Annotated in this window: 17 protein-coding genes, 1 tRNA gene and 2 pseudogenes; 10 read left to right on the top strand and 10 right to left on the bottom strand. The window is 69.7% G+C overall.

Going from position 1 to position 22472, the window contains the following annotated elements:
• Positions 1-26: 26 nt before the first annotated feature.
• Entirely contained in the window at positions 27-590 is a 564-nt protein-coding gene (locus tag ENC19_RS06610; RefSeq protein ID WP_164446244.1) for a TetR/AcrR family transcriptional regulator, read from the top strand.
• A 33-nt stretch (positions 591-623) separates the two neighbouring features.
• Here the strand turns inward: ENC19_RS06610 and ENC19_RS06615 are convergent, their stop codons facing one another.
• Positions 624-1121: an SRPBCC family protein gene (locus ENC19_RS06615; RefSeq protein WP_164446752.1), complete on the bottom strand. Its 498-nt coding sequence runs from the start codon at positions 1119-1121 to the stop codon at positions 624-626.
• A 195-nt stretch (positions 1122-1316) separates the two neighbouring features.
• A pseudogene (locus tag ENC19_RS06620) lies at positions 1317-1820 on the bottom strand (DivIVA domain-containing protein); the annotation flags it as partial.
• Positions 1821-1962: 142 nt separating this feature from the next.
• On the opposite strand from ENC19_RS06620, the gene folP reads away from it, so the two are divergent.
• Positions 1963-2832, top strand: coding sequence for a dihydropteroate synthase (gene folP / locus ENC19_RS06625; RefSeq protein ID WP_164446245.1), 870 nt, complete (start codon positions 1963-1965; stop codon positions 2830-2832).
• Between the two features lie 22 nt (positions 2833-2854).
• On the opposite strand, the gene ndhC is transcribed toward folP, so the two are convergent.
• The gene (gene ndhC, locus ENC19_RS06630) at positions 2855-3232 is read right to left on the bottom strand and encodes an NADH-quinone oxidoreductase subunit A (protein WP_164446246.1); all 378 of its coding nucleotides are present in this window, start codon (positions 3230-3232) and stop codon (positions 2855-2857) included.
• A gap of 121 nt (positions 3233-3353) precedes the next feature.
• Here ndhC and ENC19_RS06635 point away from each other — a divergent pair, with 121 nt between their 5' ends.
• From ENC19_RS06635 to ENC19_RS06645, 3 genes are all read left to right on the top strand, one after another.
• Positions 3354-4709, top strand: a complete 1356-nt coding sequence (locus ENC19_RS06635; RefSeq protein WP_164446247.1) for a hypothetical protein — start codon at positions 3354-3356, stop codon at positions 4707-4709.
• 409 nt (positions 4710-5118) lie between these two features.
• Entirely contained in the window at positions 5119-6966 is a 1848-nt protein-coding gene (locus ENC19_RS06640; protein WP_164446248.1) for a 2-oxoacid:acceptor oxidoreductase subunit alpha, read from the top strand.
• Positions 6959-7996: a 2-oxoacid:ferredoxin oxidoreductase subunit beta gene (locus tag ENC19_RS06645; protein ID WP_164446249.1), complete on the top strand. Its 1038-nt coding sequence runs from the start codon at positions 6959-6961 to the stop codon at positions 7994-7996. The genes ENC19_RS06640 and ENC19_RS06645 overlap by 8 nt, the downstream gene beginning before the upstream one ends.
• Positions 7997-8081: 85 nt before the next feature.
• On the opposite strand, the gene ENC19_RS06650 is transcribed toward ENC19_RS06645, so the two are convergent.
• Positions 8082-9095 carry a potassium channel family protein gene (locus ENC19_RS06650; RefSeq protein ID WP_164446250.1) on the bottom strand — a complete coding sequence of 338 codons (1014 nt, stop codon included), beginning with the start codon at positions 9093-9095 and terminating at the stop codon, positions 8082-8084.
• Positions 9096-9256: 161 nt separating this feature from the next.
• Between ENC19_RS06650 and ENC19_RS06655 the strand changes: the two genes are divergently transcribed.
• The 3 genes from ENC19_RS06655 (at position 9257) to ENC19_RS06665 (ending at position 12079) form a co-directional block, all read left to right on the top strand.
• Entirely contained in the window at positions 9257-9985 is a 729-nt protein-coding gene (locus ENC19_RS06655) for a helix-turn-helix domain-containing protein (protein WP_164446251.1), read from the top strand.
• Between the two features lie 244 nt (positions 9986-10229).
• The gene (locus ENC19_RS06660) at positions 10230-10817 is read left to right on the top strand and encodes a ClpP family protease (RefSeq protein ID WP_164446252.1); all 588 of its coding nucleotides are present in this window, start codon (positions 10230-10232) and stop codon (positions 10815-10817) included.
• A 260-nt stretch (positions 10818-11077) separates the two neighbouring features.
• Positions 11078-12079, top strand: coding sequence for an ion channel (locus tag ENC19_RS06665; protein ID WP_164446253.1), 1002 nt, complete (start codon positions 11078-11080; stop codon positions 12077-12079).
• Between the two features lie 67 nt (positions 12080-12146).
• Here the strand turns inward: ENC19_RS06665 and ENC19_RS06670 are convergent.
• The 4 genes from ENC19_RS06670 to ENC19_RS06685 all read right to left on the bottom strand — a co-directional run bounded on the left by ENC19_RS06670 (position 12147) and on the right by ENC19_RS06685 (position 18885).
• A tRNA-Arg gene (locus tag ENC19_RS06670) sits at positions 12147-12222 on the bottom strand.
• Positions 12223-12641: 419 nt separating this feature from the next.
• Entirely contained in the window at positions 12642-14201 is a 1560-nt protein-coding gene (locus ENC19_RS06675; RefSeq protein WP_164446254.1) for an AlbA family DNA-binding domain-containing protein, read from the bottom strand.
• 82 nt (positions 14202-14283) lie between these two features.
• Entirely contained in the window at positions 14284-17652 is a 3369-nt protein-coding gene (locus ENC19_RS06680; protein ID WP_164446255.1) for a hypothetical protein, read from the bottom strand.
• 183 nt (positions 17653-17835) lie between these two features.
• A complete protein-coding gene (locus tag ENC19_RS06685) occupies positions 17836-18885 on the bottom strand; it encodes a DUF4238 domain-containing protein (RefSeq protein WP_164446256.1) in 1050 nt (349 codons plus the stop codon).
• A gap of 107 nt (positions 18886-18992) precedes the next feature.
• Here ENC19_RS06685 and ENC19_RS06690 point away from each other — a divergent pair, with 107 nt between their 5' ends.
• The gene (locus tag ENC19_RS06690; protein WP_164446257.1) at positions 18993-19799 is read left to right on the top strand and encodes a hypothetical protein; all 807 of its coding nucleotides are present in this window, start codon (positions 18993-18995) and stop codon (positions 19797-19799) included.
• A gap of 109 nt (positions 19800-19908) precedes the next feature.
• Positions 19909-20691, top strand: a complete 783-nt coding sequence (locus tag ENC19_RS06695) for a transposase family protein (protein ID WP_164446258.1) — start codon at positions 19909-19911, stop codon at positions 20689-20691.
• Between the two features lie 43 nt (positions 20692-20734).
• Here the strand turns inward: ENC19_RS06695 and ENC19_RS06700 are convergent.
• Positions 20735-21610 (bottom strand): annotated as a pseudogene (locus tag ENC19_RS06700) (IS5 family transposase).
• A 340-nt stretch (positions 21611-21950) separates the two neighbouring features.
• Complete coding sequence (locus ENC19_RS06705; protein ID WP_164446259.1) at positions 21951-22472, bottom strand: hypothetical protein; 522 nt, start codon at positions 22470-22472, stop codon at positions 21951-21953.

Raw genomic sequence — 22472 nt, forward strand, 5'->3', positions numbered from 1 at the left:
CGTCAACCAAGTCTTAGCATCGAACGATGAGCACCCGGGACGACCTCGTCGCCGCAGCGACCGCCCTCCTCGACGAGGGTGGGCCCGAGCACGTCACCCTGCGGGAGGTCGGACGCCGCGCCGGGGTGTCGCACAACGCGCCGTACAAGCACTTCACCGACAAGCAGGCGCTACTCGAAGCAGTCGCTGCCCGTGAGTTTGACCGGCTGGGTCGCGCCATGACGCAACCGCCATCAGAGGAAACGACCGCCATCGAGCTGTTGCACCTGGTGCTGCTGGAATACGTCCGCTGGGCGCAACGCCATCCGCAACGCTTCGAGTTGGCCACCAGCTGGCCGGTGCCCTCCGCCTCGGCCGAGCTGCAGCTCAGCGCCGGCAACACCTGGCGGCGGCTCGTCGAGCTGACCGCCGAAGCCCAGGCCAGCGGCAGCCTGTCCGGCGGTGACCCGGAACGGCTCGCCGCCCTGGCCCGTGCCGTCGCACATGGTGCCGCCCACCTGGCCATGACCGGGCACCTCGCGCGCGACGGAAAGGGACACGCCAGCGCCGAGGACCTGGTCAACGACGTGTTCGCGGTGCTGCGCCGCTGACCTGCCGCGCCCTCGACGACGTCGCGGAACCGCTCAGGGCAGGCGGCCCTGCTCGACCTGGCGGGCGAAGCGTCGCAGCGCCTGGGTGAGGCTGAACTTGGAACCGGGCCAGAGCACCGGCCAGGCCACCTTGCCGGCCGGTCCGCCCGGCAGGTGGAACCACTCGTGCCAGACCACCTGACTGCGCCCGCTCTCCAGCGGGGTGCACCGCAGCACCCCGGGGCCGCGCAGCAGCGTGCCGCAGTGCACCACGCCGATCTCGTACGGCGCGTCCACCCGGACGACCCGCATCTTGTCCCGCAGCACCGCAGGCCCGACCGAGGTGACCGCCTCGACCAGGCTCCCCTCACCACCGTCACCCTCCACCACCCGGACGGTGGTGAACGGGATCCACTCGGACTGCCGCTCCCAGGCCAGCAGGGCGGCGAAGACCTTCTCGGCCGGTGCGTTGACGATCACCGTGGCGGTCACCTCACCCGCGCCGGGTTGGGCCGCCTCGCGAAGATCGTCTACGCCGTCCGAGCCACTCACGCCGACTCCGACCGGACCACCGAACCGCGCGACGCGGTTCCCGACGCCCCACTGTCCGCCGGCCTGTCGTCGGCGTCCGGGTCGGCAGCGGCGGGGTCGCGGCACCCTCGGCCACGCCCGGCACCGGCTGCCCGCCGGCCGGCCGGGCAGCACCGTCGGCCGGCTCCGTCGGCTCGCTCGTCGCTCCGCCGCGGTCGCCGGCTCCGTCGGTGCCTCGGTGGTGGCCGCCGGCACCGGGCGGTCACCGGCACCGGCTCCCGCAGGAGTCACCGAAAGCTCGATGATCGACCCCTCGGCCACCGGCGGATCCCAGGGCGAGGGCCCCGCCTCGGCCGGGGGGTTGGCCGACTGCTCGCGGGCCCGTCGAAGCGCGTCGGCGTCAGCGATCCGTCCGTCCCGCAACGCCGTCACCTCCGCCTCCAGCACACCGATCAGCTCGGCCTTGTAGCCGATGTCGTAGGCGGCCCGGCGCATCGCCTGGTCGACCTGGGTCATCCGGTACCCACGCAGCGCGGTGTCGAAGCGCACCTCGCCGACATCGGACTCACGCAGCGGACGATCGCCGGGCAGCGGCACCGCTCGCCCGTCCGCCTCGACCGGAGCCAGGCCGGGATCCCGACCGGTGACCAGCACGGTGACGCCGAACACGACCGCCGCGACGGTGACCGCCACGACCAGCAGGAGCAAAGGCTGACCCATGCACTGATCGTGGCACGCCGAGGGGAACAGGGCGACCCCACCCGGCGCGGCGTACCGGACAGGAAGCCGGACCGACGACGGGATAGCGTCAGCGTGCCAGCGGTGTGATCGGCCGGCGGCGTACGGCGATGTGGGAGGTGGCGTGGCCGGGGTGCTGCGGCTCGGGACTCGGCGGTTCGGTCCCGACGAACTGGTGGTGATGGCGATCGTCAACCGCACCCCGGACTCGTTCTTCGACCGGGGCGCCACCTTCGCGGCCGACAGCGCGCTGCGGGCGGTGGAACGGGTGGTGGACGAGGGCGCGGAGATCGTCGACATCGGCGGGGTGAAGGCCGGGCCGGGTACCGAGGTCGACGTCGCCGAGGAGATCCGGCGGACGGTCGGCACCATCGCCGCCGTACGGGCCGCCTTTCCGGAGGTCGTCATCTCGATCGACACCTGGCGCGCCGAGGTCGCGGTGGAGGCCGTGGCGGCCGGCGCGGACCTGCTCAACGACACCTGGTCGGGGGCGGATCCGGCGCTGGCCCGGGTGGCGGCGCGGACCGGGGTCGGGCTGGTCTGCTCACACGCGGGGGGACTCAGCCCGCGCACCAGGCCGCACCGCGCGGCCTTCGACGACGTGGTGGCGGACGTGGTCGCGACCGTCACCGGCCTCGCCGAGCGTGCGGTCTCCCTGGGCGTACGCCCCGACGGGATCCTCATCGACCCGGCGCACGACTTCGGCAAGAACACCCGGCACTCGCTGGAGATCACCCGGCGGCTGGGCGAGCTGGCCGCGACCGGTTGGCCGGTGCTGGTCGCGCTGTCGAACAAGGACTTCATCGGTGAGACGCTGGACCTGCCGGTCGCGGAGCGGCTGGAGGGCACGCTCGCCGCGACGGCGGTCTCCGCGTGGTTGGGCGCCCGGGTCTTCCGCGCCCATCAGGTCCGCCCCACCCGTCGGCTGCTGGACATGGTCGCGGCCGTCCGGGGAGATCGCCCACCCACGCTCAGCCGTCGCGGCCTCGCCTGAGCGGTGACCGGTCGAGCGCCGGTCAGGTCCAGCGGAGGATGTTGCGCCGCCATGCGTACAGCAGGCCGAGCGCCAGGACACCCACGAAGATCGCCATTTCCACCACGGTGACCAGCCCGAATCCGGGCCGGTCGAAGATCACCGCCCAGGGGAAGAGGAACACCGCCTCGACCGCGAACAGCACGTAGAGGTACGCGTAGACGTAGTAGCGGATCTGCATCTGCGCCCAGTCGCCACCCACCGGGTCGAGGCCGCACTCGTAGCTGGCGCGCTTGCCGGGCGGGTCGGCCGGGCGGGCCGGGCGGAGCACCCGGTTGGCGGTGAACGCGACGACGAGGAAGAGCACGCCGGCGAGCAGCAGCAGCCCGAGCGTCGCGTACGAGCCCAGGTAACCGGTCACGGTCGGTCAGCCTACCGTCCCGCGGCCGGCCCCGGCCGCGTCGCGAACTTCTTTCTTCTGGGACTAGTGTCCCAGGGCAACTTCCGACCACCATGGGACCACCACCAGCACCGGAGGACCAATGCGACGGCTGCCCGGACGGCGCGCCTGGCGTCGTACCTTCGCCTCGGCCTGCGCCCTCGGTCTGCTGGTGGCCGGCGGGGCCGCCGTGGCACCGGGGGCGGTGGCGGCCGGTCCGGCAGCGGGTCGGGCCACCGAACCGGGGCCGTACAGCCCGCCGGCCGAGCCGACCGACGAGCCGGCACCCACGTCACCGCCACCCACGGTGGAGCCGCCGGTCGAGACGAGTGGGCCCGCCGCGCCCCCGACAACGCCCACACCGGGCACCACCACCGGCGGACCGGTCCCGAGCAGCGGTCCACCGGCTGTCACGGTGGCACCGTCCCGGCCCACGTACTCCCCGCCGTCCCGACCTCCCGCTGCCACCCTCGCACCGCCCGCCACGGCCGGCGTGAAGGTCAGCACCGGCGATGTCACCCTGCCGGCCGGTTACTGGAACTCGGCCAGCACGGTGGTCATCCTGAACGTGACAGTGGCCAACACCGGCACCGCGAGCGCCGGGGTCCGACTCAGCTACACCCTGCCGGCCGGTCTCACCGACGCCGGCACGAGCGGCTGCGCCGCCGCCGGGAACAGGGACTACCGCTGCGGGCAGTGGACCACGGCGCCGGGCGCGCAGTTCAGCACCCGGTTGCGGATCCGGGTCGACGGCGACGCCTGGCGCAACGTGCCGCTGGCCGGCTCGGTCCGGGTGACGGCCACCGGCTCGGCCGGTACCGCGAGTGACGACGAGGGCTTCGCCGTGCTCTTTCCGCCCGGCCCGCCGGTACCCGGGATCACCATGTCGGCCGGGGAGGTCAGCTTCGACGCCGAGGGCGCCGGCACGGAGTTTCTCGTGCGGCTGGGCAACACCGGCCGGGCCGACGCCGAGGGCCGGGTCGACGTGCTGCTGCCCGCCGGGGTCACGGTGGCGACGCCACCCGCCGGTTGTGTCGCCGTGGCGGCCACGCGTACCCGCTGCGAGTTGGGCACGGTGCGGCCGGGGCGGACCGAGGAGGTGAGATTGCCGGTGACGGCGACGGCGCAGGCGCTGCGGAGCGCGCCGCTGTCCGGAGCGGTGATCGGTCGGCTCGATCCGCGCCACGGTGCCGACCGACGGATGCAGCTCAGTTTCCGGATCACCGCGACGGCACCCGATCTGCCCGCGGCGGTGTCGCCGCCCGCACCGGTGACGTCGCCGGATCTGCGTCCGGCCGGGCGGCACCCGGCGAGGGCCGGCGGCCGGACAGCGCTCGGCGGTGCCGCTGATCGCCGTGTCGGTGCTGCTGGTGCTCGCCGCCGGGCTGGTGGCGGCATGGTCGCGGCGGCGGCGCGCCAGCACGCTGCCGACCGGCGGCGAGGCGACCGGGGCGGCTGACCCGCCCGGCGGCGTGCCGGAACCGGACAGCGGGATCTGGTTCCGCGCCCGGCGGCCGGCCCGGACGTACGACCGGCAGGGGTGGGACGTGCGGTGACCAGGGGTGGGGGTGCAGTAATCAGGGGGGTGGGATGTGCGGTGATTTGGCGGTGATATGGATTACGGCGGCCCCGGCGAAACACCGCAACTGACCACATAAACCCTGACGTTCCGGTCCCAGTCGGCGGACCTCCGGGCCGGACGCGCCCCCGATCCGACGTAGGCTCTCGGTGAGGAAGGACAGGCGGGCCGGACGTTCACGGACGGCCGGTGCAGCGGCGCGTCAAGGAGGTCTCGTGGCCGAGCAAGGCGAGGTCACCATCCAGTTCAGCCGGCCGCGCCACGGCGCGCGACGAAGCGAGGTGCGGCCGTGACCAAGCAGATCCGCCAACTCGAACGGGTGGTCATCCGGTTCGCCGGCGACTCCGGCGACGGCATGCAGCTGACCGGGGACCGGTTCACCTCGGAGACCGCGCAACTGGGCAACGACATCTCCACGCTGCCCAACTTCCCCGCCGAGATCCGGGCTCCCGCCGGCACCCTGCCGGGCGTGTCGAGTTTCCAGGTGCACTTCGCCGACTACGACATCCTCACCCCCGGCGACGCGCCGAACGTGCTCGTCGCGATGAACCCGGCGGCGCTCAAGGCGAATCTCACCGACCTGCCCCGGGGCGCCGACATCATCGTCAACACCGACGAGTTCACCAAGCGCAACCTGGCGAAGGTCGGCTACGCGAGCAGTCCGCTCGACGACGACACCCTCGCCGGGTACGCGGTGCATCCGGTCGCGCTGACGTCGATGACGATCGGGGCGCTGGCCGAGCTCGACGTGTCCAAGAAGGACGCCGAACGAGCCAAGAACATGTTCGCCCTCGGCCTGCTCAGCTGGATGTACTCCCGGCCCTACGAGTCGACCCTGCGGTTCCTGGAGCGCAAGTTCGCCAAGCGGCCCGAGCTGGTCGCGGCGAACGTCGCCGCGTTCAAGGCCGGTTGGAACTTCGGCGAGACCACCGAGGACTTCGCCGTCCGCTACGAGGTGAAGCCGGCCAAGATGCCGCCGGGCACCTACCGCAACATCACCGGCAACGCCGCGCTGTCGCTCGGCCTCGTCGCCGCGGGCGTCCGGTCCGGCCTGCCGGTCTTCCTGGGCGCGTACCCGATCACACCGGCCTCGGACATCCTGCACGAGCTGAGCAAGCACAAGCGGTTCGGCGTCACCACGATGCAGGCCGAGGACGAGATCGCCGCGATCGGTGCGGCGCTGGGCGCCTCCTACGGCGGTGCGCTCGGAGTGACCACCACAAGTGGCCCGGGTGTGGCGCTCAAGGGCGAGACGATCTCCCTCGCGGTGGCGTTGGAGCTGCCGCTGGTGATCGTGGACGTGCAGCGGGCGGGGCCGTCGACCGGCATGCCGACCAAGACCGAACAGGCCGACCTGAACATGGCACTGTTCGGCCGGCACGGCGAGGCGCCGGTGGCGGTGATCGCGCCCAAGTCGCCGTCCGACTGCTTCCACGCGGCCCTGGAGGCGGCGCGGATCGCGCTCACCTACCGCACCCCGGTCATCCTGCTGTCGGACAACTACGTCGCCAACGGATCCGAGCCGTGGCTGCTGCCCGAGGTCGAGTCGCTGCCGGACCTGCGGGTCGAGTTCGCCACCGCGCCCAATGGCGAGGACGGAACCACCTTCCTGCCGTACCTGCGCGACCCGCAGACCCTCGCCCGGCCGTGGGCCGTGCCGGGCACCCCGGGCCTCGAACACCGCATCGGTGGGCTGGAGAAGGCCGACAAGACCGGCGACATCTCGTACGACCCGGCGAACCACGACTACATGGTGCGGACCCGGGCGGCCCGGATCGAGACGATCCCGGTGCCGGACATCGAGGTGGAGGACCCGGACGGCGACGCCCGGGTGCTGGTGCTCGGCTGGGGCTCGACGTACGGCCCGATCGGTGCGGCCTGCCGCGCCCTGCGCCAGCGCGGCCTACCGGTCGCGCAGGCGCACCTGCGGCACCTGGCCCCGATGCCGGCCAACCTCGGTGCGGTGCTGCGCTCCTACGAGCGGGTGGTCATCCCCGAGATGAATCTCGGCCAGCTCGCGCACGTGATCCGGGGTCGCTACCTGGTCGACGCCATCGGCTACAACCAGGTCCGCGGCCTGCCGTTCACCGCCGCCGAGCTGGAGACGATGCTGGAAGAGGTCCTGAAGAATGTCTGAGCCCGTCGCTCTCAAGCTCACCGCCAAGGACTTCAAGTCCGACCAGGAGGTGCGCTGGTGCCCCGGTTGCGGCGACTACGCGATCCTCGCCGCCGTCCAGCAGTTCATGCCGGAGCTGAACATCCCCCGGGAGAACATCGTCTTCGTCTCCGGGATCGGCTGCTCGTCGCGCTTCCCGTACTACATGAACACCTACGGGATGCACTCGATCCACGGGCGGGCTCCGGCGATCGCCACCGGCCTGTCGGTCTCCCGACCGGACCTGTCGGTGTGGGTGGTGACCGGTGACGGTGACGCCCTCTCCATCGGCGGCAACCACCTGATCCACGCGCTACGCCGCAACGTCAACCTCAAGATCCTGCTGTTCAACAACCGGATCTACGGGCTGACCAAGGGCCAGTACTCCCCCACCTCCGAGGTCGGCAAGATCACCAAGTCGACGCCGGTCGGTTCGGCGGACGCACCGTTCAACCCGCTGTCGCTGGCGCTCGGCGCGGAGGCCACCTTCGTCGGCCGGACCATCGACTCCGACCGCAAGCACCTGCAATCGGTGCTGCGCGCCGCCGCCGAACACTCCGGATCGGCCTTCGTGGAGATCTACCAGAACTGCAACATCTTCAACGACGGGGCGTTCGAGCAGCTCAAGGAGCCGGGCACCCGCGACGACTACCTGATCCGGCTGGAGCACGGCCAGCCGATCACGTTCGGCAAGGACGGGCAGTTCTGCGTCGTACACCCGCCGGGTGGGTTCGGCCTGGAGGTGCGCGAGACCGCCGCCACCCCGGCGGAGGAGATCGTCGTGCACGACGCCACGGTCGCCGACCCGGCGTACGCGTTCGCGCTGTCCCGGCTGCCCGGCTTCGACCTGCGGAACACGCCGATCGGCGTGTTCCGCTCGGTACGCCGGCCGTCGTACGACAGCGTGGTGCAGGGGCAGTTGGCCGACGCCCGGGCCACCGTCAGCGAGACCCCGGAGCAGCAACTGGCCGGGCTGTTGGGCAGCGGCGACACCTGGACCATCGTCGGCTGACCCGTACCGTGACCGCCGAGACCGGGCCGTTCCCGTTGGGGGCGGCCCGGTCGGGCTTTCGGACGCTGCGGTTGCCGGCCGTCGCTCAGGGCAGGGTGTTCGCGGTGGGACGGTCGTCGCGTACGTGCACCAGCATGTCCCCGGTCTCGATGACCGCACCCGCCCGATCCGCCAGGGTCACCACCTTGCCCCGCCGGACCAGCGCGATGACCAGCGTGTCCAGCTCCCGGGGCGACTTGCCCACCTCGTGGCGCTCGGCGGAACGCATGGCCAGCGCCATGCCCTGACCCGGAGTGAGCAGATCCTCCACCACGTCGATCAGCGGCGGCGCCGACGTCGACAGGCCCAGCAGCCGACCGGCGGTCGCCGAGGACACGATCACGTGGTGCGCGCCGCTCTGTTTGAGCAGCGGCGCGTTCTCCGCCTCCCGGGCCGCGGCGATGATCCGGACCTGACCCGCGGTGAGCTGGCGTACGGTCAACGCCACCAGCACCGACGCGTCGTCACTGTCGGTCGCGATGATCACTGCTTTTGCGGTCCGCACGTGGGCCTGGTTGAGCACGGAGGATCGGGTCGCCGAACCCTCGATCGCGACCAGCCCGTTCGAGGTGGCCTGACGCAACGCCGGACCGGCGCGTTCCACCACCACGATCCGGGACTTGTCCAGCCCGTTCTCCATCAACGCCGAGATCGCGCTACGCCCCTTGGTGCCGTAGCCGCAGATGATGACGTGGTCCTTCACTCTTCTCTCCCACCGGTGCAGGCGACGGCCGGTCCGGTACTGCTCGGTCAGGACCTCGAGGGTGGTACCGACCAGGATGATCAGGAACAGCACCCGGGCCGGGGTGACGAACACGATGTTGACCAGTCGGGCCTGCTGGGTCATCGGCACGATGTCGCCGTAACCGGTGGTCGACAGGGAGACCACCGCGTAGTAGAAGCAGTCCAGCAGCGTCAGGCCGTCCCCGTTGTTGTCGCGGTACTGCTCGCGTTCGAGGTAGACCACCGCCACCACGGCGAGCACCAACCCGATGGCGGCGGCCAGCCGCAGGCTCAACGCGCTGAGCGGGCCTCGCCGCTGCGCGGGAAAGTGAATCACCGGGGGACCTGCCCCGCCTCGGTCGCCTGCACGTCCACAACATAGCGGCTGATCCGGCAGCCGCACGGCGGGGTGGCGTTTCAACGGCAGGGTACGGCGAACGGGGCGGCGGACGGGCATGATGGGACGGTCAGCGCAGGAGCGGCGAAAGTGAGGCCCGCATGTCGTTGCTGAGACGGGTGATCGGCGCGGTACTGCGCCGCGAGCGCCAGCACCAGGGCCGCACGCTGCGGGAGGTCGCCCAGGCCGCCGGAGTGTCCGTGCCCTACCTGTCCGAGGTAGAGCGTGGGCGCAAGGAGGCGTCCTCCGAGGTCCTCGCGGCGATCTGCCGAGCGCTCGGCCTGCACCTCTCGGATCTGCTGGAGGAGGTCCGCGACGAGCTTCGGCGGGTCGAACGCCGGCTGCCTGCCACCGGCCCGGCCGCTCATGTCCGGACCGGTGGTGTCCCGGCCACCCGGCGCGGCGACCCGGCGACCGCCACCGCTGGCCACGGTACGGACGGATCCGCCCAGACCGTCGCCCGGCTCGACGCCGTCGGCTTCGGCTTCGGCTCGGACCTGACCGCAGGGCTTGACGGCAACGGCCCCCACGCGGGCTGGGCCCCCTCGGTCGGGTCGCTCGGCACCGTCGGGCTGGCTGGCGGTGGGCTGATCGGTGATGGGCTGGTCGGTGATGGGCTGGTCGGTGATGGGCTGGTCGGCGGCATCAGGGTCGTTGCCTTCGCCGACCGGGTCGGTCCGGTCCACCTCGTCGCCCGGGGACCGCTGCTCCGTCGCCGCACCTCGCCCGGCCGATCGTCCGGCCGCCCGCTGCACCGATCCAGGGCACATAGGCCAGCCGCCCGGCGGACGGCCACCGTTCGCGCCACCGTCGGTACTCACCGAGGGTGACGCCACCAGGAGTTGTCGTCTCCTCAGGCTCAATGTCCACCGACATCTTCATGTCGCGCTGACGTCTGGCTGACGGGGAAGTTACCCCTGAGGAGTGACCTGAGCTGGCGGCTGGTCCCCGTCGTTCTGCCGTGGGCGGATCTGCCCCCGGCAGAACCGCTGGTCGGACACCGGCGGCGTCCCGCAGGCTCAAGGAGCCGGTCCCCGGGCGCTCGACGTCGCCGCCGGCGGGTGGAGGTTGACCATGATCACGATGCTCGACGACGGCCAGCGGACCTTCGGCGACCAGGTGTTCGAGCGGCTGCTGCGGGAACGGATCGTGTTCCTGGGCAGCGAGGTGAACGACGAGATCGCCAACCGGATCTGCGCCCAGATCCTGCTGCTCGCCGCCGAGGACCCGGAGCGGGACATCACCCTCTACATCAACTCGCCCGGCGGCTCGGTGAGCGCCGGAATGGCGGTCTACGACACGATGCGCTTCGTCCGTAACGACGTGGCGACCCTGGCCCTGGGGCTGGCCGGCTCGATGGGCCAGTTCCTCCTCTGTGCCGGTACGGCCGGCAAGCGGTACGCACTGCCGCACACCCGGATCCTGATGCACCAGCCCTCCGGCGGCATGGGCGGCACCGCCTCCGACATCACCATCCAGGCGGAGAACATGCTGCACGTCAAGCGGACCATGCAGGAACTGATCGCCCAGCACAGCGGTCGGACCCTGGCCGAGATCCAGCAGGACTGGGACCGGGACCGCTGGTTCACCGCCGAGGAGGCCCGCGACTACGGCCTGATCGACCAGGTGGTGACGGCCGCCACCCAACTGCCGGCCAGCTGATGCAACTCGCCGGTCAACGGGAATGCGGTCACCCTCACGGGTGAGTGCCTGGCGAACCCCGATCACGTCCTGCTGGAGGAGACCGGAAGAAACCGGCCACGCATCACGCCCGTCGGGTGTACGGCCTCGCGCCCGCGGCGTACGCAGGAGATGACGAGTTGCGCGGGCCGCTGCCATGCCTGAGGTTGGTGCCGACGGAATGCCCGTCGGGTTGATGTGCAGGTTGTGATGGGGCGGGTAAGGCGTTGGCTGTGTTGTGGGTGTCGGCGGGTCTTCTGGTGGTGGGGGCGGTCCTACTGGACGCGGCGGTGACCACGCTGTCGCTGGCAAGCGGGGCCGGTTGGCTCACTCGACACGTGTCGCAGGGCATTTGGCGGCTGATCCGTCGGCTCGCCGGCCGCGGCCCTCGCCGGCATCGGGTCCTGCGCTGGTCGGGCACCGCCGTCCTGGCGACCACCTTCGGGGCCTGGGTCACCGGCCTGTGGCTCGGCTGGCTTCTGGTCTTCTGCGCCACCCCGGACGCGGTGCTCGACCAGTTCGGCCGTCCGGCCGACATCTGGTCCAGGGTCTACTACACCGGATTCTCGATATTCACCCTCGGCGTCGGCGACCACACGCCGGGGACCACGACGGCACAGCTTGCCACGAACGGCGCCGTGCTCACCGGCCTGTTCCTGGTCACCCTGGGCATCACCTATCTCATGCAGGTGGTGTCCGCCGTGGTCGACAAGCGCACGATCGCCGGTCATGTCACCGCCCTGGGCGCCGATCCGGCCGACATCGTCCGCCGGGGCTGGGCCGACGGGAAGTTCGCCCCCATGTTCGCCCAGCACCTCACCAGCCTCACCCCGGAACTCGTCCGGCTCGGTGAACGGCATCTGGCCTTCCCGGTGCTGCACTTCTTCCATGCCGACAGCAGCGGCAAGTCAGCTTCCGCGGCGGTGACGGTGCTCGACGGGGCGTTGCTGTTGATGCGCGCCGGTGTCGACCCCCGCCACCGGCCGGACATCGGTGCGGTGGAACCGTTGTCTTGCGCACTTGAGCAACTGGTACGCATCCTGGACGGTTCGTTCATCGTGGCGACCGACGAACCGGTGGACGCACCAAGCCTGGAAGGACTGGCCCGGGCCGGGATCCCGACCAATCACGAGCAGCTCTATGCGGAGGCTGTCGAGCACACCCGGACGCACCGCCGCCAGTTGCGAGGCTGGTGTGTCTCGGACGGCTGGGACGACGTCGATCTACGGCTCACGCTCCGCTGACGACAGATCTCCACCAGACGTGGGCTCGTGGCATACGGCGTGCTTCTGCTGTTCAGGGCACTCGCGTTGGTGCCCCCGGCAGGATTCGAACCTGCGACACACGGTTTAGGAAACCGATGCTCTATCCCCTGAGCTACGAGGGCGCGAGTGGCCAGTGTAACGACCTGCGGGTCGGCCCGCGTTGGCAGGGAGTGACCCACGTTGACCTGCGTTGACCCAGCCAGCCGCCCCGACCGACGACCACACGCCGACCACACCGGACAGGCCTAGCCACCATGATCGTTGACCTTGATTGGCCTGAAGTAGCACGGATTGGCACGCGGTGACCTCCGCTGGAGAGCACACGGCGTACACATCAGCAAGATCGATAAGACTTATCGCCGGACCCTCACCTCGCACCCCACGCCTGATCGGGATCCTCGTTGAAACCTCGCCACCCGCGACGCGGTCGCGAGCAGGGCGCGTTGAAGCGCTACCCCGGGACGACCGGAGCGACATGAGCGAAGCACCCTGGAGCGACCTTGTGAAGCATCTGATCCGTAGCCACGATTGCGTGTGGTCCCTATCGGAGGTGTGCGGTGCCGTCTGCCTTCGGCGCGTCGGCGGGGCCGTGGCGTTTGAGGTACGCCGCCACCGCCTGGTTGCTGGTGTAGTCGAAGCCTTCCCAGCCGTCGTAGCGGAAGCCCGCCCGCCGCGCCATGGCGTCGATTTCCATCATCGCGCGTGCGATCCCGCCATCGTCACTGCCGGCAAGGGCTTCGCGCAACGTTGGGTTGGTGACCAGCTCGACGAAGATGGGTTCGGTGCGGTGGTGGTTGTAGCGCGCGAAGTTCGGCGCATAGCTGGGGCTGCCCGAGCCGGTGGGGTCGGCCAGAAAAACGATGCCGGTCAGCGCGTCGAACTGGCAGAGGCTGTCGAGGACCTCTCCTATGTCAGTGGGGATGTCGGCGTGCAAGGCCGCTACGTTGCGGATGATGTTGTGGGCCCGGCCGATGACGTCCGCGTTCGAGTCGTCGAGCAGCTCGGCCCGGGCGGCGTTGACGATCCCGTGCCGTAGCCAGTTCTTGTAGTAGTCGAACTCCAGGCCCCGGACTTGCCGATCGGCGACGTGCCGAACGGCGGCCCAGTTCCGGGCTCGGACGGCCAGCGCGCCGATCGCGTAGGCGTGAGTCGCGATCAGGAGTCGGCGTTGAATCGCGGCGAGCGGCTGCCCTGGCTGTCCGGGTTGCTGGAAGATCCGAACGAGTGTCTGCAGCGCCTCGATGAACCATGCGTGCTGCTGGTAGATCAGTGCTAGGGCCGCGACGCTGGTGATGCGGTGCAGCAGGGTGTCCAGTTCGTTCGGTTCCGACGCCTCGATGTGAGCGGCGTCGGTGGTGGCTTGCAGCAGTGCACGGCGGAGCGGGATGTGGTCGCCCCGCCGAATCAGTTCGAGGGTGAGTTCGTCGAAGGCGTCGGCGTCCAGTCGCCACGTCATGGCAGCGGCGGGAAGCTGTTGCAGGTTGTGCGCGGCGAGCCGCAGGTTGATCATCGCCGCAAGTTCGTCGCGGTATTCCGACCGCCACTGCTCCTTGTGCCGCTCGACGATGGCGGCCACGAGGCGCTCGCGGTCCGCGGGTTCCCATACCACGCTGGAGGTGCCACGGCGGACGAACACTTCGCCGCGGCGGAACTCGAAGCCTTTGCGTTTGCCTCCCTTGGCCTGCGGGCCGTCGATCTCGTATTCGCCGTTTCGGGTGAAGACGTGGAAGCCGCGCGGGCTGGCGGCGATGTAGATCAGTACCAGCGGACAGCCGTCGATGGTGTGCCGTGCAACGCCGAACTTGAACGGCTCCGGCAGGTACTTGACGAGCTTGGAGCGCAGCCGCGACTCGTCGAACAGTTCGAGGTGGCGGGCGGTGAGATCCGGCACGGGTGTGCCATCGTCGGCCGCGCCGATGATGATGTAGCCGCCGAACTCGTTGCTGAGCATCGCGGCGACGTCTTTAACCAGCGCGACCACGTCGTAGGTAAGGGACAGGTCGGACGACCGTTTGAAGTCCAGTTCGGTCTGCTCGCCGCCGGTGTGAAGCAGCGAGCGGAGCTTCTCCTCGGTGAGGACGGGTTCGACGACAACGGCCATCCCATCTGATCCTTTCCGTGTAGGGCGGCTGTGTAGTTCGTCCCGACGCTGGATGCTCCCACGTCGAGTCGTGGTGCGCCGGTCAGGGTTGGGTCGCTGGCGGATCGTCTGTCGACGGGTCCTCGGGCGGCGGTGACCCGAATCGGATGGTGCCGTGGAGTGCGTCCCGGAAGTCGAAGCCGTCAACGGCGAAGGCGCTGACGAGCTGCCGAGCTTCGCCGGCAACGCCGGGTTCGGTGGCCGCCGTGCCGATGATGTCGCGGATGAGCGCGGCGTGACGAGCGACCTCCCAACGACGCACGCGGTTTCCGGCGAGGTGCTTCAGCACTCGCAGACAGGCGTGCGGATGGCCCGCGGCGAGAGTGCGCAGCCGCCGCAGTACATGCACGCCGAGGTCAAGGTCCGAAACGATTGCCAGCGCATCGTCGAGCTGCTCCAGGGACCACGCCTCGTCGAACGGGCCATTGACGAACCAGGCATCGAAGCCGTCCAGTTCCGCCGGGTCACCGCCGGCACGGACTGCGTCGATGCGGTACTGCCACAGCTGGGCGAGCCGCTCGCCGTGCTGCGGATCGACGGGCTCGTCCGGACGGAAGCTCCGCCCGGCGACTTCGATGATCGTGCCGGCCGCGGCGGCCGGTACCCTTTCGTAGAAGCGGCGGAGGAGCCGGTCGGGGTCCTCGAGGCTGAGCTGCCCGAACCAATACCGGTTTCCCAGATGCATCGCAAGTTGCTTGGCCCGCAGCAGGGCCCACTCGCCGGTCGTCGCCGGATCGAGGAGATCGACCGCGCGATGATAGTGCGGTCGCAGCAGGACCCAGGCGGCGTCCGTCAGTACATTGTTGCTGAGATGTCCGTGCCAGGCCGCCCGCCATACCGTGCGGTGCTCGGCGCCGGTGGGCAGGATGCTGTCGAGGTGGGTGGCGGTCCAGTCGGGGTTCAGGCGCAGCAGTGCCTGCAGCCGCTGCCCGAACATGGCACGGACCGCCAGCGCCGAATCGTTGGCGAGGCTGACGTGCTCGTCGAGGACCTCCATCACCTCAGGAACATCGCTGCCTCCGGAACGACGTTGCGCGCGGAGCCCGTAGAGGATCGCCGCCCGCAGCGCCTCCGGCCGCACCGCATCCAGAGACGCCGGGTCGGCGTATCCGTCGTCGGCATCGTCCCGGCCATCGGCGGGGCGCGGGTCCGGATCGGTGCACGCCGCGGTGATGATCGACCACAGAGCCGGTTCGACGCTGGCGGGGATGCGGTCTGGGTCGGCGTCCGGGTAGACGGTGCACAGCCGCATCGTGGCGTACCGGGCGGTACGCCACAGCCGTTCCTGGCGTCGGGTTGTACCGGCGGCGAGTTCAGCGGCGGCCTGCGCGTCAACCCAGGTCAGGAACGTCGCCAGGGCGGCCCAGTCGAGCTCCACGCCGGCTGAGACCCCTTGCCAGAAACCGCTGAGGATCGCCGTGACGAACTCGGGCGGCAGCCCGATGAACGCGCCGCAGTCGGCGCTCCAGCGGGCCGCCTCGGCCTGCGCGGCGGCCGTGAGCGCCGGTCGAATCGAGGCGCGGTCCAGTTCCCGCCAGTCCTGCGGCGGCTGCCAGTCGCGCAGCACCTGCGCCGCCGCGACGGCCGTGAGCGCATGCAGGTCGGGAGCCTCGATGTCCTCGCCGGCCCAGACGGCGAACGCTGCCGGCGGCGGCATCGACCGGTCCGGGGCAGGGCCGTACTCGGCGACGAGCGCCTCGTACCGGTCGCGACGGTCGTCGTCCAGCCGTGCCGCGAGTGCGGCGTACCGGTCGCGTCGCCACCGGCCGATCCGGCCGCGCAGCAAGTCCTCGGCTGGCACACCGTCGTCGGCGTTGCGGGCGAGGCGCTTTTGCCAGGCGGTCGTGTCCGGGTCCTGGTCGAACAGGTCGATCAGATCTGCGACCTCCGACGACGGCAGCCACTCGTACCCCGCCTCGGCCAGGAGCAGATACTCCCGGTCGACGGCATCGTCAACCCGGGTTGCCAGGTCCCGCAGCTCAGCTCCGAGCAGGTCAGGCACGTCCTTGCCCCGCTGCCGCAGCAGGTGCAGCCGGATCCGGGGCAGAATGTCGGGGGTGTCGGCGGCGAGGGAAGCGACGGTGCGCCGTACCGAGTGGATTCCGGCGTCGTGCAGTGCGGTGCCGACCTCGAGCAGGACGTCGACGAGCGCGTTGCGCACGTCGGTGTCCCGGCGCCGGTCGGGATCGGGCTCGATCGCCGGACGCCACAGCTGGGAGCGGGTCGGGGGGTCGGCGGATGCGGCGCTGACGAGCCGGTCGATGAGCAGGTCCACCGCCGGTCCGCCAACCACCCGGGCCACAGCGGGCACCGACTCCCGCAGCACCCTGACGTAGTCGAAGCTGCGCACACCGGCCGCGTCCCGGCCAGGGATCTCCGACAGCACGGCGCGGAGCAGGTCGATCGCAGCGTCCGGGTGCCCGCCCTCAGCCAGATGCACCGCGAGGTCACCGATCTCGTCGGCGGCGATGACCCCGTACGGGCCTGGAATGGCGTCCACCAGCACGGGCGCGATCCGTACCGCGTGGTCTGGCGGGAGCGCCAGGGCGAGCCGGGTCAGATCCCACAGCACACGGCTGTTCTGGGTCGGCTCCATTCCCAGGACCGCCGCGACGACCGCGTCAGGCACCTCGGCTGCGACCCGGGCCAGGTACTCCGACTCCGGCCAGGCAGGCACGTCCAACGAGTTGTCGCTCGGGTCGTGGCGCGGCATCGGCGGGTGCGTGAAGAAGCCGTTCTTCGTCAGCGGGTGCACCCACCCGGCCGACGCCCGGCCGAAGAACCGTCCGCGGGTGACCGGGTTGGCCGGGAACCGCTGCCGAAGTTCTTTGGCCCGTTTGCCACTCGGCCCAGCGGCCAGGAGCGTGTCGAGGCGGTCGAAGACGCCGGCGTAGCGGGACTCGAACCGCTCCAGCGCCACATCGAGCAAGTCCTCCATCCGGGTGAAGAACGCCAAGAACTCCCGGTCGACCGGGCGTGGCCGTTCGAGGGCATGCCGATGCGCGCGACCGGCAAGGTTCGACGACGACCGTACGGTCTGCTCCCGCCAGAACACCGCGACCGGATGGTCCTCGGGTAGCTCGAGCGCCTGACACGCGGCCATGACGCTGCGCAGATGCCCGCCTGTTTCGTGCCCGCATGCCTCGCACTCGCCAGGCTCCACGGTGCCGGCCTTCTCCGGTGCCGCGTGCGCCTCCAGGACGTACCGCAATGCGCTGTCGACTTCCCGCAGGGCGTGGCTGATCAGGTGCGTGCCGCTGGGATGCGGCGGCGTCTCGGTCAACATCCGGCACGCGTCCTGGAAGAAGTCCGCCGCGCCGCGGCTCACCAGGCGGGCGAGCTGTGCGACGATCCGGGCTTGCCTCGGCGACAACGCACCCGCGTCGCTGCCGTCCTGGGCACCGAACCCCATCACGTGACTCCTTCACGATGTCGTGTCTACGAGCCCTCAGGCGAGGGCGATTGGGCGCCGGCGGTCGCCTTCGACAATCCGCGTGGTCGGCCCCGACAGTGCAGCTACACCGGTGGCGCAGCCGGGTTGGGCTGGCGGGCGTGCCTCCGTCGGAGGCGGCGATGCGCCATGTCTGCCGGCAGCCTACGGTCCCATTCGGGACAGTCGGGGCAGGGTGCGAAGCAGTTGTCGCACCGTGTCCTTAGCAGTGTCGATCTGCGGCGGTCGCGTCCATGCCGTGCGGTTGGCAGCGACGAACGCGTCCACAGGCTCCGACGGCGCTGCGTACAGATACCGGTAGGCGTTCGCCAGCTGCAGCACGTTGAGCTGGTCGACCTCGGCGTCGTCGATGTTGGCGTATCCAGCGCCGTCGGCGGACAGCCGCACCGCCAGTCGTGACGTCAACGGCATGAGGATCTCTTCGGTGCCGCCAAGGCCAAGGCCGCCGGCCAGCCCATGGCGGGTGCGGCCAGCCGCCGCGAGGACCACGGGGGCATCACTGATGTACAACGGCGACGGCGCCCAGAGCAGCTGCAGCGACGCGGTGGTGAGCCAGTCGCTCATCCGAGCGACGTTCTGCTCGACCCGGGAACGGAAGCTCAGTCCGTCGAGCAGTTCGTCGATCCGCTGCCGGGCGAGGTCGTCGAATGCGGCTCCCAGCGCCCACGGGCCAGCAGCGTGGACACCTGTGACGTCCAAGAAATGCGCTCGGAGAAGATCACCCGCACGAGTGACAACAGACCGACGCAGCAGATCCCATACCTGCGCGGCGGCGCGGTAGTGCGCCAGCAGCAGGTGCACGCTGCGCATGAAGTGCAACGCGACAGCGTCCCTGATCACGTCCATGTGCTCGGCGCTGCCGAACACCGTCCCGGCCTCTGCCGCATCGATCGCGTCGCCGAGCCGGTTCTCGACCTGCTGCCAGAGTCGCTCGGCGGACGCTGACGCGGTCGGAACGAAGTCATCGATCGCGCCGCAGCCCTTGACGCCTCGGGGCTTTGAGCGGCCGAACTCCAGAGCCACCGCCCGCAGCTCGCAGCCGTTGTTGCGATCGGCGGTGCCGAAGCGCCGCAACACCACCTGCGACACGACGTGCTGGTGACGTACCCGTGCCGGCATCTCAGCACGCAGGGACGCCATGTGCCGCAAGAAGTCCTCCGGGCCAAGCCCGGCGGGAAACGGCTGCGACAACATGCGACCAGTATCCGACCGCTTAACCCGGACCCACTACCGGGTTTCACTCAGCCCGGTCGGCCCCCTACGGCACAAATGCGATTGCCTGCACCAGCAACAATTGACCCGTGAAGAAGGGCCGGTTCGGAGCAGACTTCGTCGCCGCGCACGAGGCCGCCCATGGCGAGCGCCGGCGGGAGCAGCGGCAGTTGACCTATGACATCGCCGTCGACCCGGCCTTCGCCCACTGGCGCACCTGGTATGACGAACAGTTCGCCCCGTTGCCGCCAGCGCAGGGCGACGCGCTGGCCCGACGCCTGTGGCTGGACGAACACTTCTGGCCGGTCACCTTCGAACTCGCCGCCGGCGCCGCGATCCGGGCCGGCGGCTACGTCGCGGTCTACGAGCAGGACCACGACGGACTCACTCCTGACTGGACCGCTCTCACCCCCGACGGCCAGGTGGCGTTCCTGCTCGAGGTGCACACCGACCAACCGACGAAGGAGACGTTCGGCCGCATCCGGGGGTGGCAGGCGCTCGAGCGCCACATCGCGGAGATCCCGGTCGGGGTAGTTCTGATCCTGCAGGGAAGCCGCCACGTGGCGCTGCGGCCACCCGACTCCGGAACTGCGAAGAAGATCGCTCGTGAACTGCGCTCAAGGCTTCTCGGCTCGCCGGGCATCGCCCGGATCCACTCGCACGGCTACACCTTTCTTGTGATGGCCAACAGGTTCGGTCCGCTCGCGTCGGCGAAGGGCCTCTATGCCCAGTTCGCGGCGCCCAGCGGCGTCGCCGGGCCTGTCGACACAAGCCGCCTTGCTCGCGCCGTCGAGGAGAAGGTGAGCAAGTACGCCGCGCTGGCCGACCGGCACGACGTGCCGCTCGTCGTCGCCGTCGGCGCCCATCGCTTCACCAGTGAGCGTTTTCCAACCTGATCTTGCAGGTCAGGGACGGTGTGCGTAGCCCGGTGATCGATGAGGGCGAGGCTCCAGGTAAGACAGCAAATCGACCAAAACCCGATGCCCCAACACGGGAGCCTCGCCTGTGCTGTCTTACCCGTCCACGATCTCGTTGTCCAGCCGGACGCTGAACCACCTCGCTGACCGTATCCGCAGCCACCGCAACCAGCGTCGATCCAGGTGGCGACGCCTCGACGCGGGACGGCAAGCACTGCTCGCTCTGGCTCACCTGCGCAACGGTGATACCTACACCCGCCTGGCTGCCGGGTTCGCCGTCGGCGTGAGTACCGCATGGCGGTACGTGCAGGAAGCTGTAGCCCTGCTCGCGTCGACCGCCGATGACCTGGCCACCGCCATGGACCGGATCCGCCGGCTGGCGTACGCGATCCTGGACGGCACCCTGATTCCGATCGACCGGGTTGCCGACCAGAGGCCGTACTACTCCGGAAAACATAAGCGCCACGGCGTGAACGTGCAGGTCATCACCGACGCGGCTGGCCGCCTCGTCTGGGCTTCGCCGGCACTACCCGGCTCGTTCCACGACCTGACCGCAGCCCGGACCCACGGCATCATCGAGGCGCTGACCAGCTCTGATGTGATGACCTTCGCGGACAAGGGCTATCAGGGAGCCGGCGGGAGCGTGCACACGCCGTTCAAGCGGCGCCGCTTCCGGCCCAAGCTGTCACGCCGGCAGAAGGCCGTGAACCGCGCCCACGCGAAGATCCGCGCCCGCGGCGAACGGGCGATCGCCACGCTTAAGACCTGGAAGGTCCTGGCCAAGCTGCGTTGCTGCCCACGACGAGCGACCACGATCGTGCAGGCCATCCTCGTTCTCCACCACGTCGACGCCAACCGCTACGCAGGATGAAAAGGGCTCAGTGAGAGCGTGTTTGAGATGGGGTTGATCAGGTTCAGGTGAAGGTGCGGCGGGGTTGCCGGCGGGCGGGTTGGCCGCGGGTGATGCGGCGGCTCATTGCGGCGATGGCGGCCCAGCGGATGATGGCTTCGGAGGCGGTGGGGTGGCGTTCGTAGTCGCGGGCCAGGCGGCGGCAGGCGGTGAGCCAGGCCAGGGTCCGCTCGACCACCCACCGACGCGGGTGGGCGGCGAAGCCGCGCTGGTCAGCGGGTTTACGGACGATCTCGATGGTGGTGCGCAGGGTGTCGCGGGTCCAGTCGACCAGGCGTCCGGCGAAGCCCTGGTCGGCGTAGACATGCCGGATCGGGCTGATCATGTACGCGCCCAGCAGGGCGGTCTTGGCGCCATCGCGGTCCTGCCACGACGCGGCGAGGACGGTCACGGTGACCAGCAGGCCCAGGGTGTCGGTGACGATGAACCGCTTACGGCCGTTGACCTTCTTCCCGGCGTCGTAGCCCCGACTGTCCCGACCGACGGTGTCCGCGCCCTTCACCGTCTGGGAGTCGATGATCCCCGCCGACGGGTCCGGCTGACGACCTTGCTGCACCCGCACCTTGACCCACAGTGCGGCCAGGAGCTTGTCCGTCACGCCGGCTTCTTCCCACCGGGTGAACTACCAATACACCGTCTGCCACGGCGGCAGATCCGCCGGCAGATAGCGCCACGGACACCCCGACCGCACCACATACAAGATCGCGTTCACGATCTCCCGCCGCGGATGCTTCTCCCGCCGACCGTCCGTGTTCGGCTCCGGCAACAACGGCTCGATCAACGCCCACTGGGCATCAGTCAGGTCCGAGGGGTAACCACGACGTGCAACCACCGCCCCACCCTGCCCACCCCGACAGCAGATGTCACGCCGCCACACCATCCACAACAGACCTTCTCAAACACGCTCTTAGCCTGCCGTGGTTCGAGCCGCCTGCCGGGATAATCTCTGGGTTCAGCTTGGGCGTGAAGCCCTGCGACAGATCGAGGCCCTGGCGAGGGGCTGGGATCACGGACGGCTGATGGTTTGATGCGATTCGAGCGCTGCTATTAGGGCTCCGGCTGGTCCAGCCAGGTTCATCGACGGAGGAGAACTGAATGACTGTCAAGCCCCGGGTTTGATGGAGTGTCCCCGCTCACTCGAGCGTCTCCCCGGCCGACCCTGGCCTGGCCGTTCGCCCCAGCTGAACCTAGCCCTTTAAGATCTGTAGCGAAGAAGAACATCATGTAACTTTCACCTCCACGCTTGCTATCGTCTCGAGTTGAGAGCCCATTATATTGATAATCAGGCGGTCGCCTTTGCCAATCGCACCTTTCGGCGCTAGGAAGACCTGATCGTGAACATCAGCTGTTACTGGCTTCCCGCCATCGGAAGGTGTCATTAACACCGATGTAGCAGCATCTTCCGCGACAACACCAACGATCGATTCCAGGATTAATGCCGCAGATGTAGTTTTCTTTGATGAGCACGCAGAGACGGAACCTAAAGTTTCCGATCCACCGAGTTCCCTTGCCTCGACAAGCCAGCAGCCCGATCCAGCGCGTCCGTCGATCCAGAGGAAGTTGTCTGCCGTAGCCGTGCGATCATGCGACACTTGGGTGTAACCAGCAGGTGCCATCCAGGCTGGAGACGGCGGCCGTTTGGCGCAGGCCGACATCAAAAGCATGGACCAAACGGCGATCACCGTCATGATCGCCGCAACCCGTGCTTCCCTGGAGTTATGCGAAAAATGGAGGCTTTTCAC

It is taken from the genome of Verrucosispora sioxanthis, assembly GCF_010560025.1.
Lineage (GTDB): Bacteria > Actinomycetota > Actinomycetes > Mycobacteriales > Micromonosporaceae > Micromonospora > Micromonospora palythoicola.

Coding starts and splice junctions, on each gene's coding strand:
- ENC19_RS06610 (WP_164446244.1), top strand. CDS start 27: ATGAGCACCCGGGACGACCTCGTCGCCGCAGCGACCGCCCTCCTCGAC.
- ENC19_RS06660 (WP_164446252.1), top strand. CDS start 10,230: ATGATCACGATGCTCGACGACGGCCAGCGGACCTTCGGCGACCAGGTG.
- ENC19_RS06645 (WP_164446249.1), top strand. CDS start 6,959: ATGTCTGAGCCCGTCGCTCTCAAGCTCACCGCCAAGGACTTCAAGTCC.
- ENC19_RS06680 (WP_164446255.1), bottom strand. CDS start 17,652: ATGGGGTTCGGTGCCCAGGACGGCAGCGACGCGGGTGCGTTGTCGCCG.
- ENC19_RS06655 (WP_164446251.1), top strand. CDS start 9,257: ATGTCGTTGCTGAGACGGGTGATCGGCGCGGTACTGCGCCGCGAGCGC.
- ENC19_RS06675 (WP_164446254.1), bottom strand. CDS start 14,201: ATGGCCGTTGTCGTCGAACCCGTCCTCACCGAGGAGAAGCTCCGCTCG.
- ENC19_RS06685 (WP_164446256.1), bottom strand. CDS start 18,885: ATGTTGTCGCAGCCGTTTCCCGCCGGGCTTGGCCCGGAGGACTTCTTG.
- ENC19_RS06635 (WP_164446247.1), top strand. CDS start 3,354: ATGCGACGGCTGCCCGGACGGCGCGCCTGGCGTCGTACCTTCGCCTCG.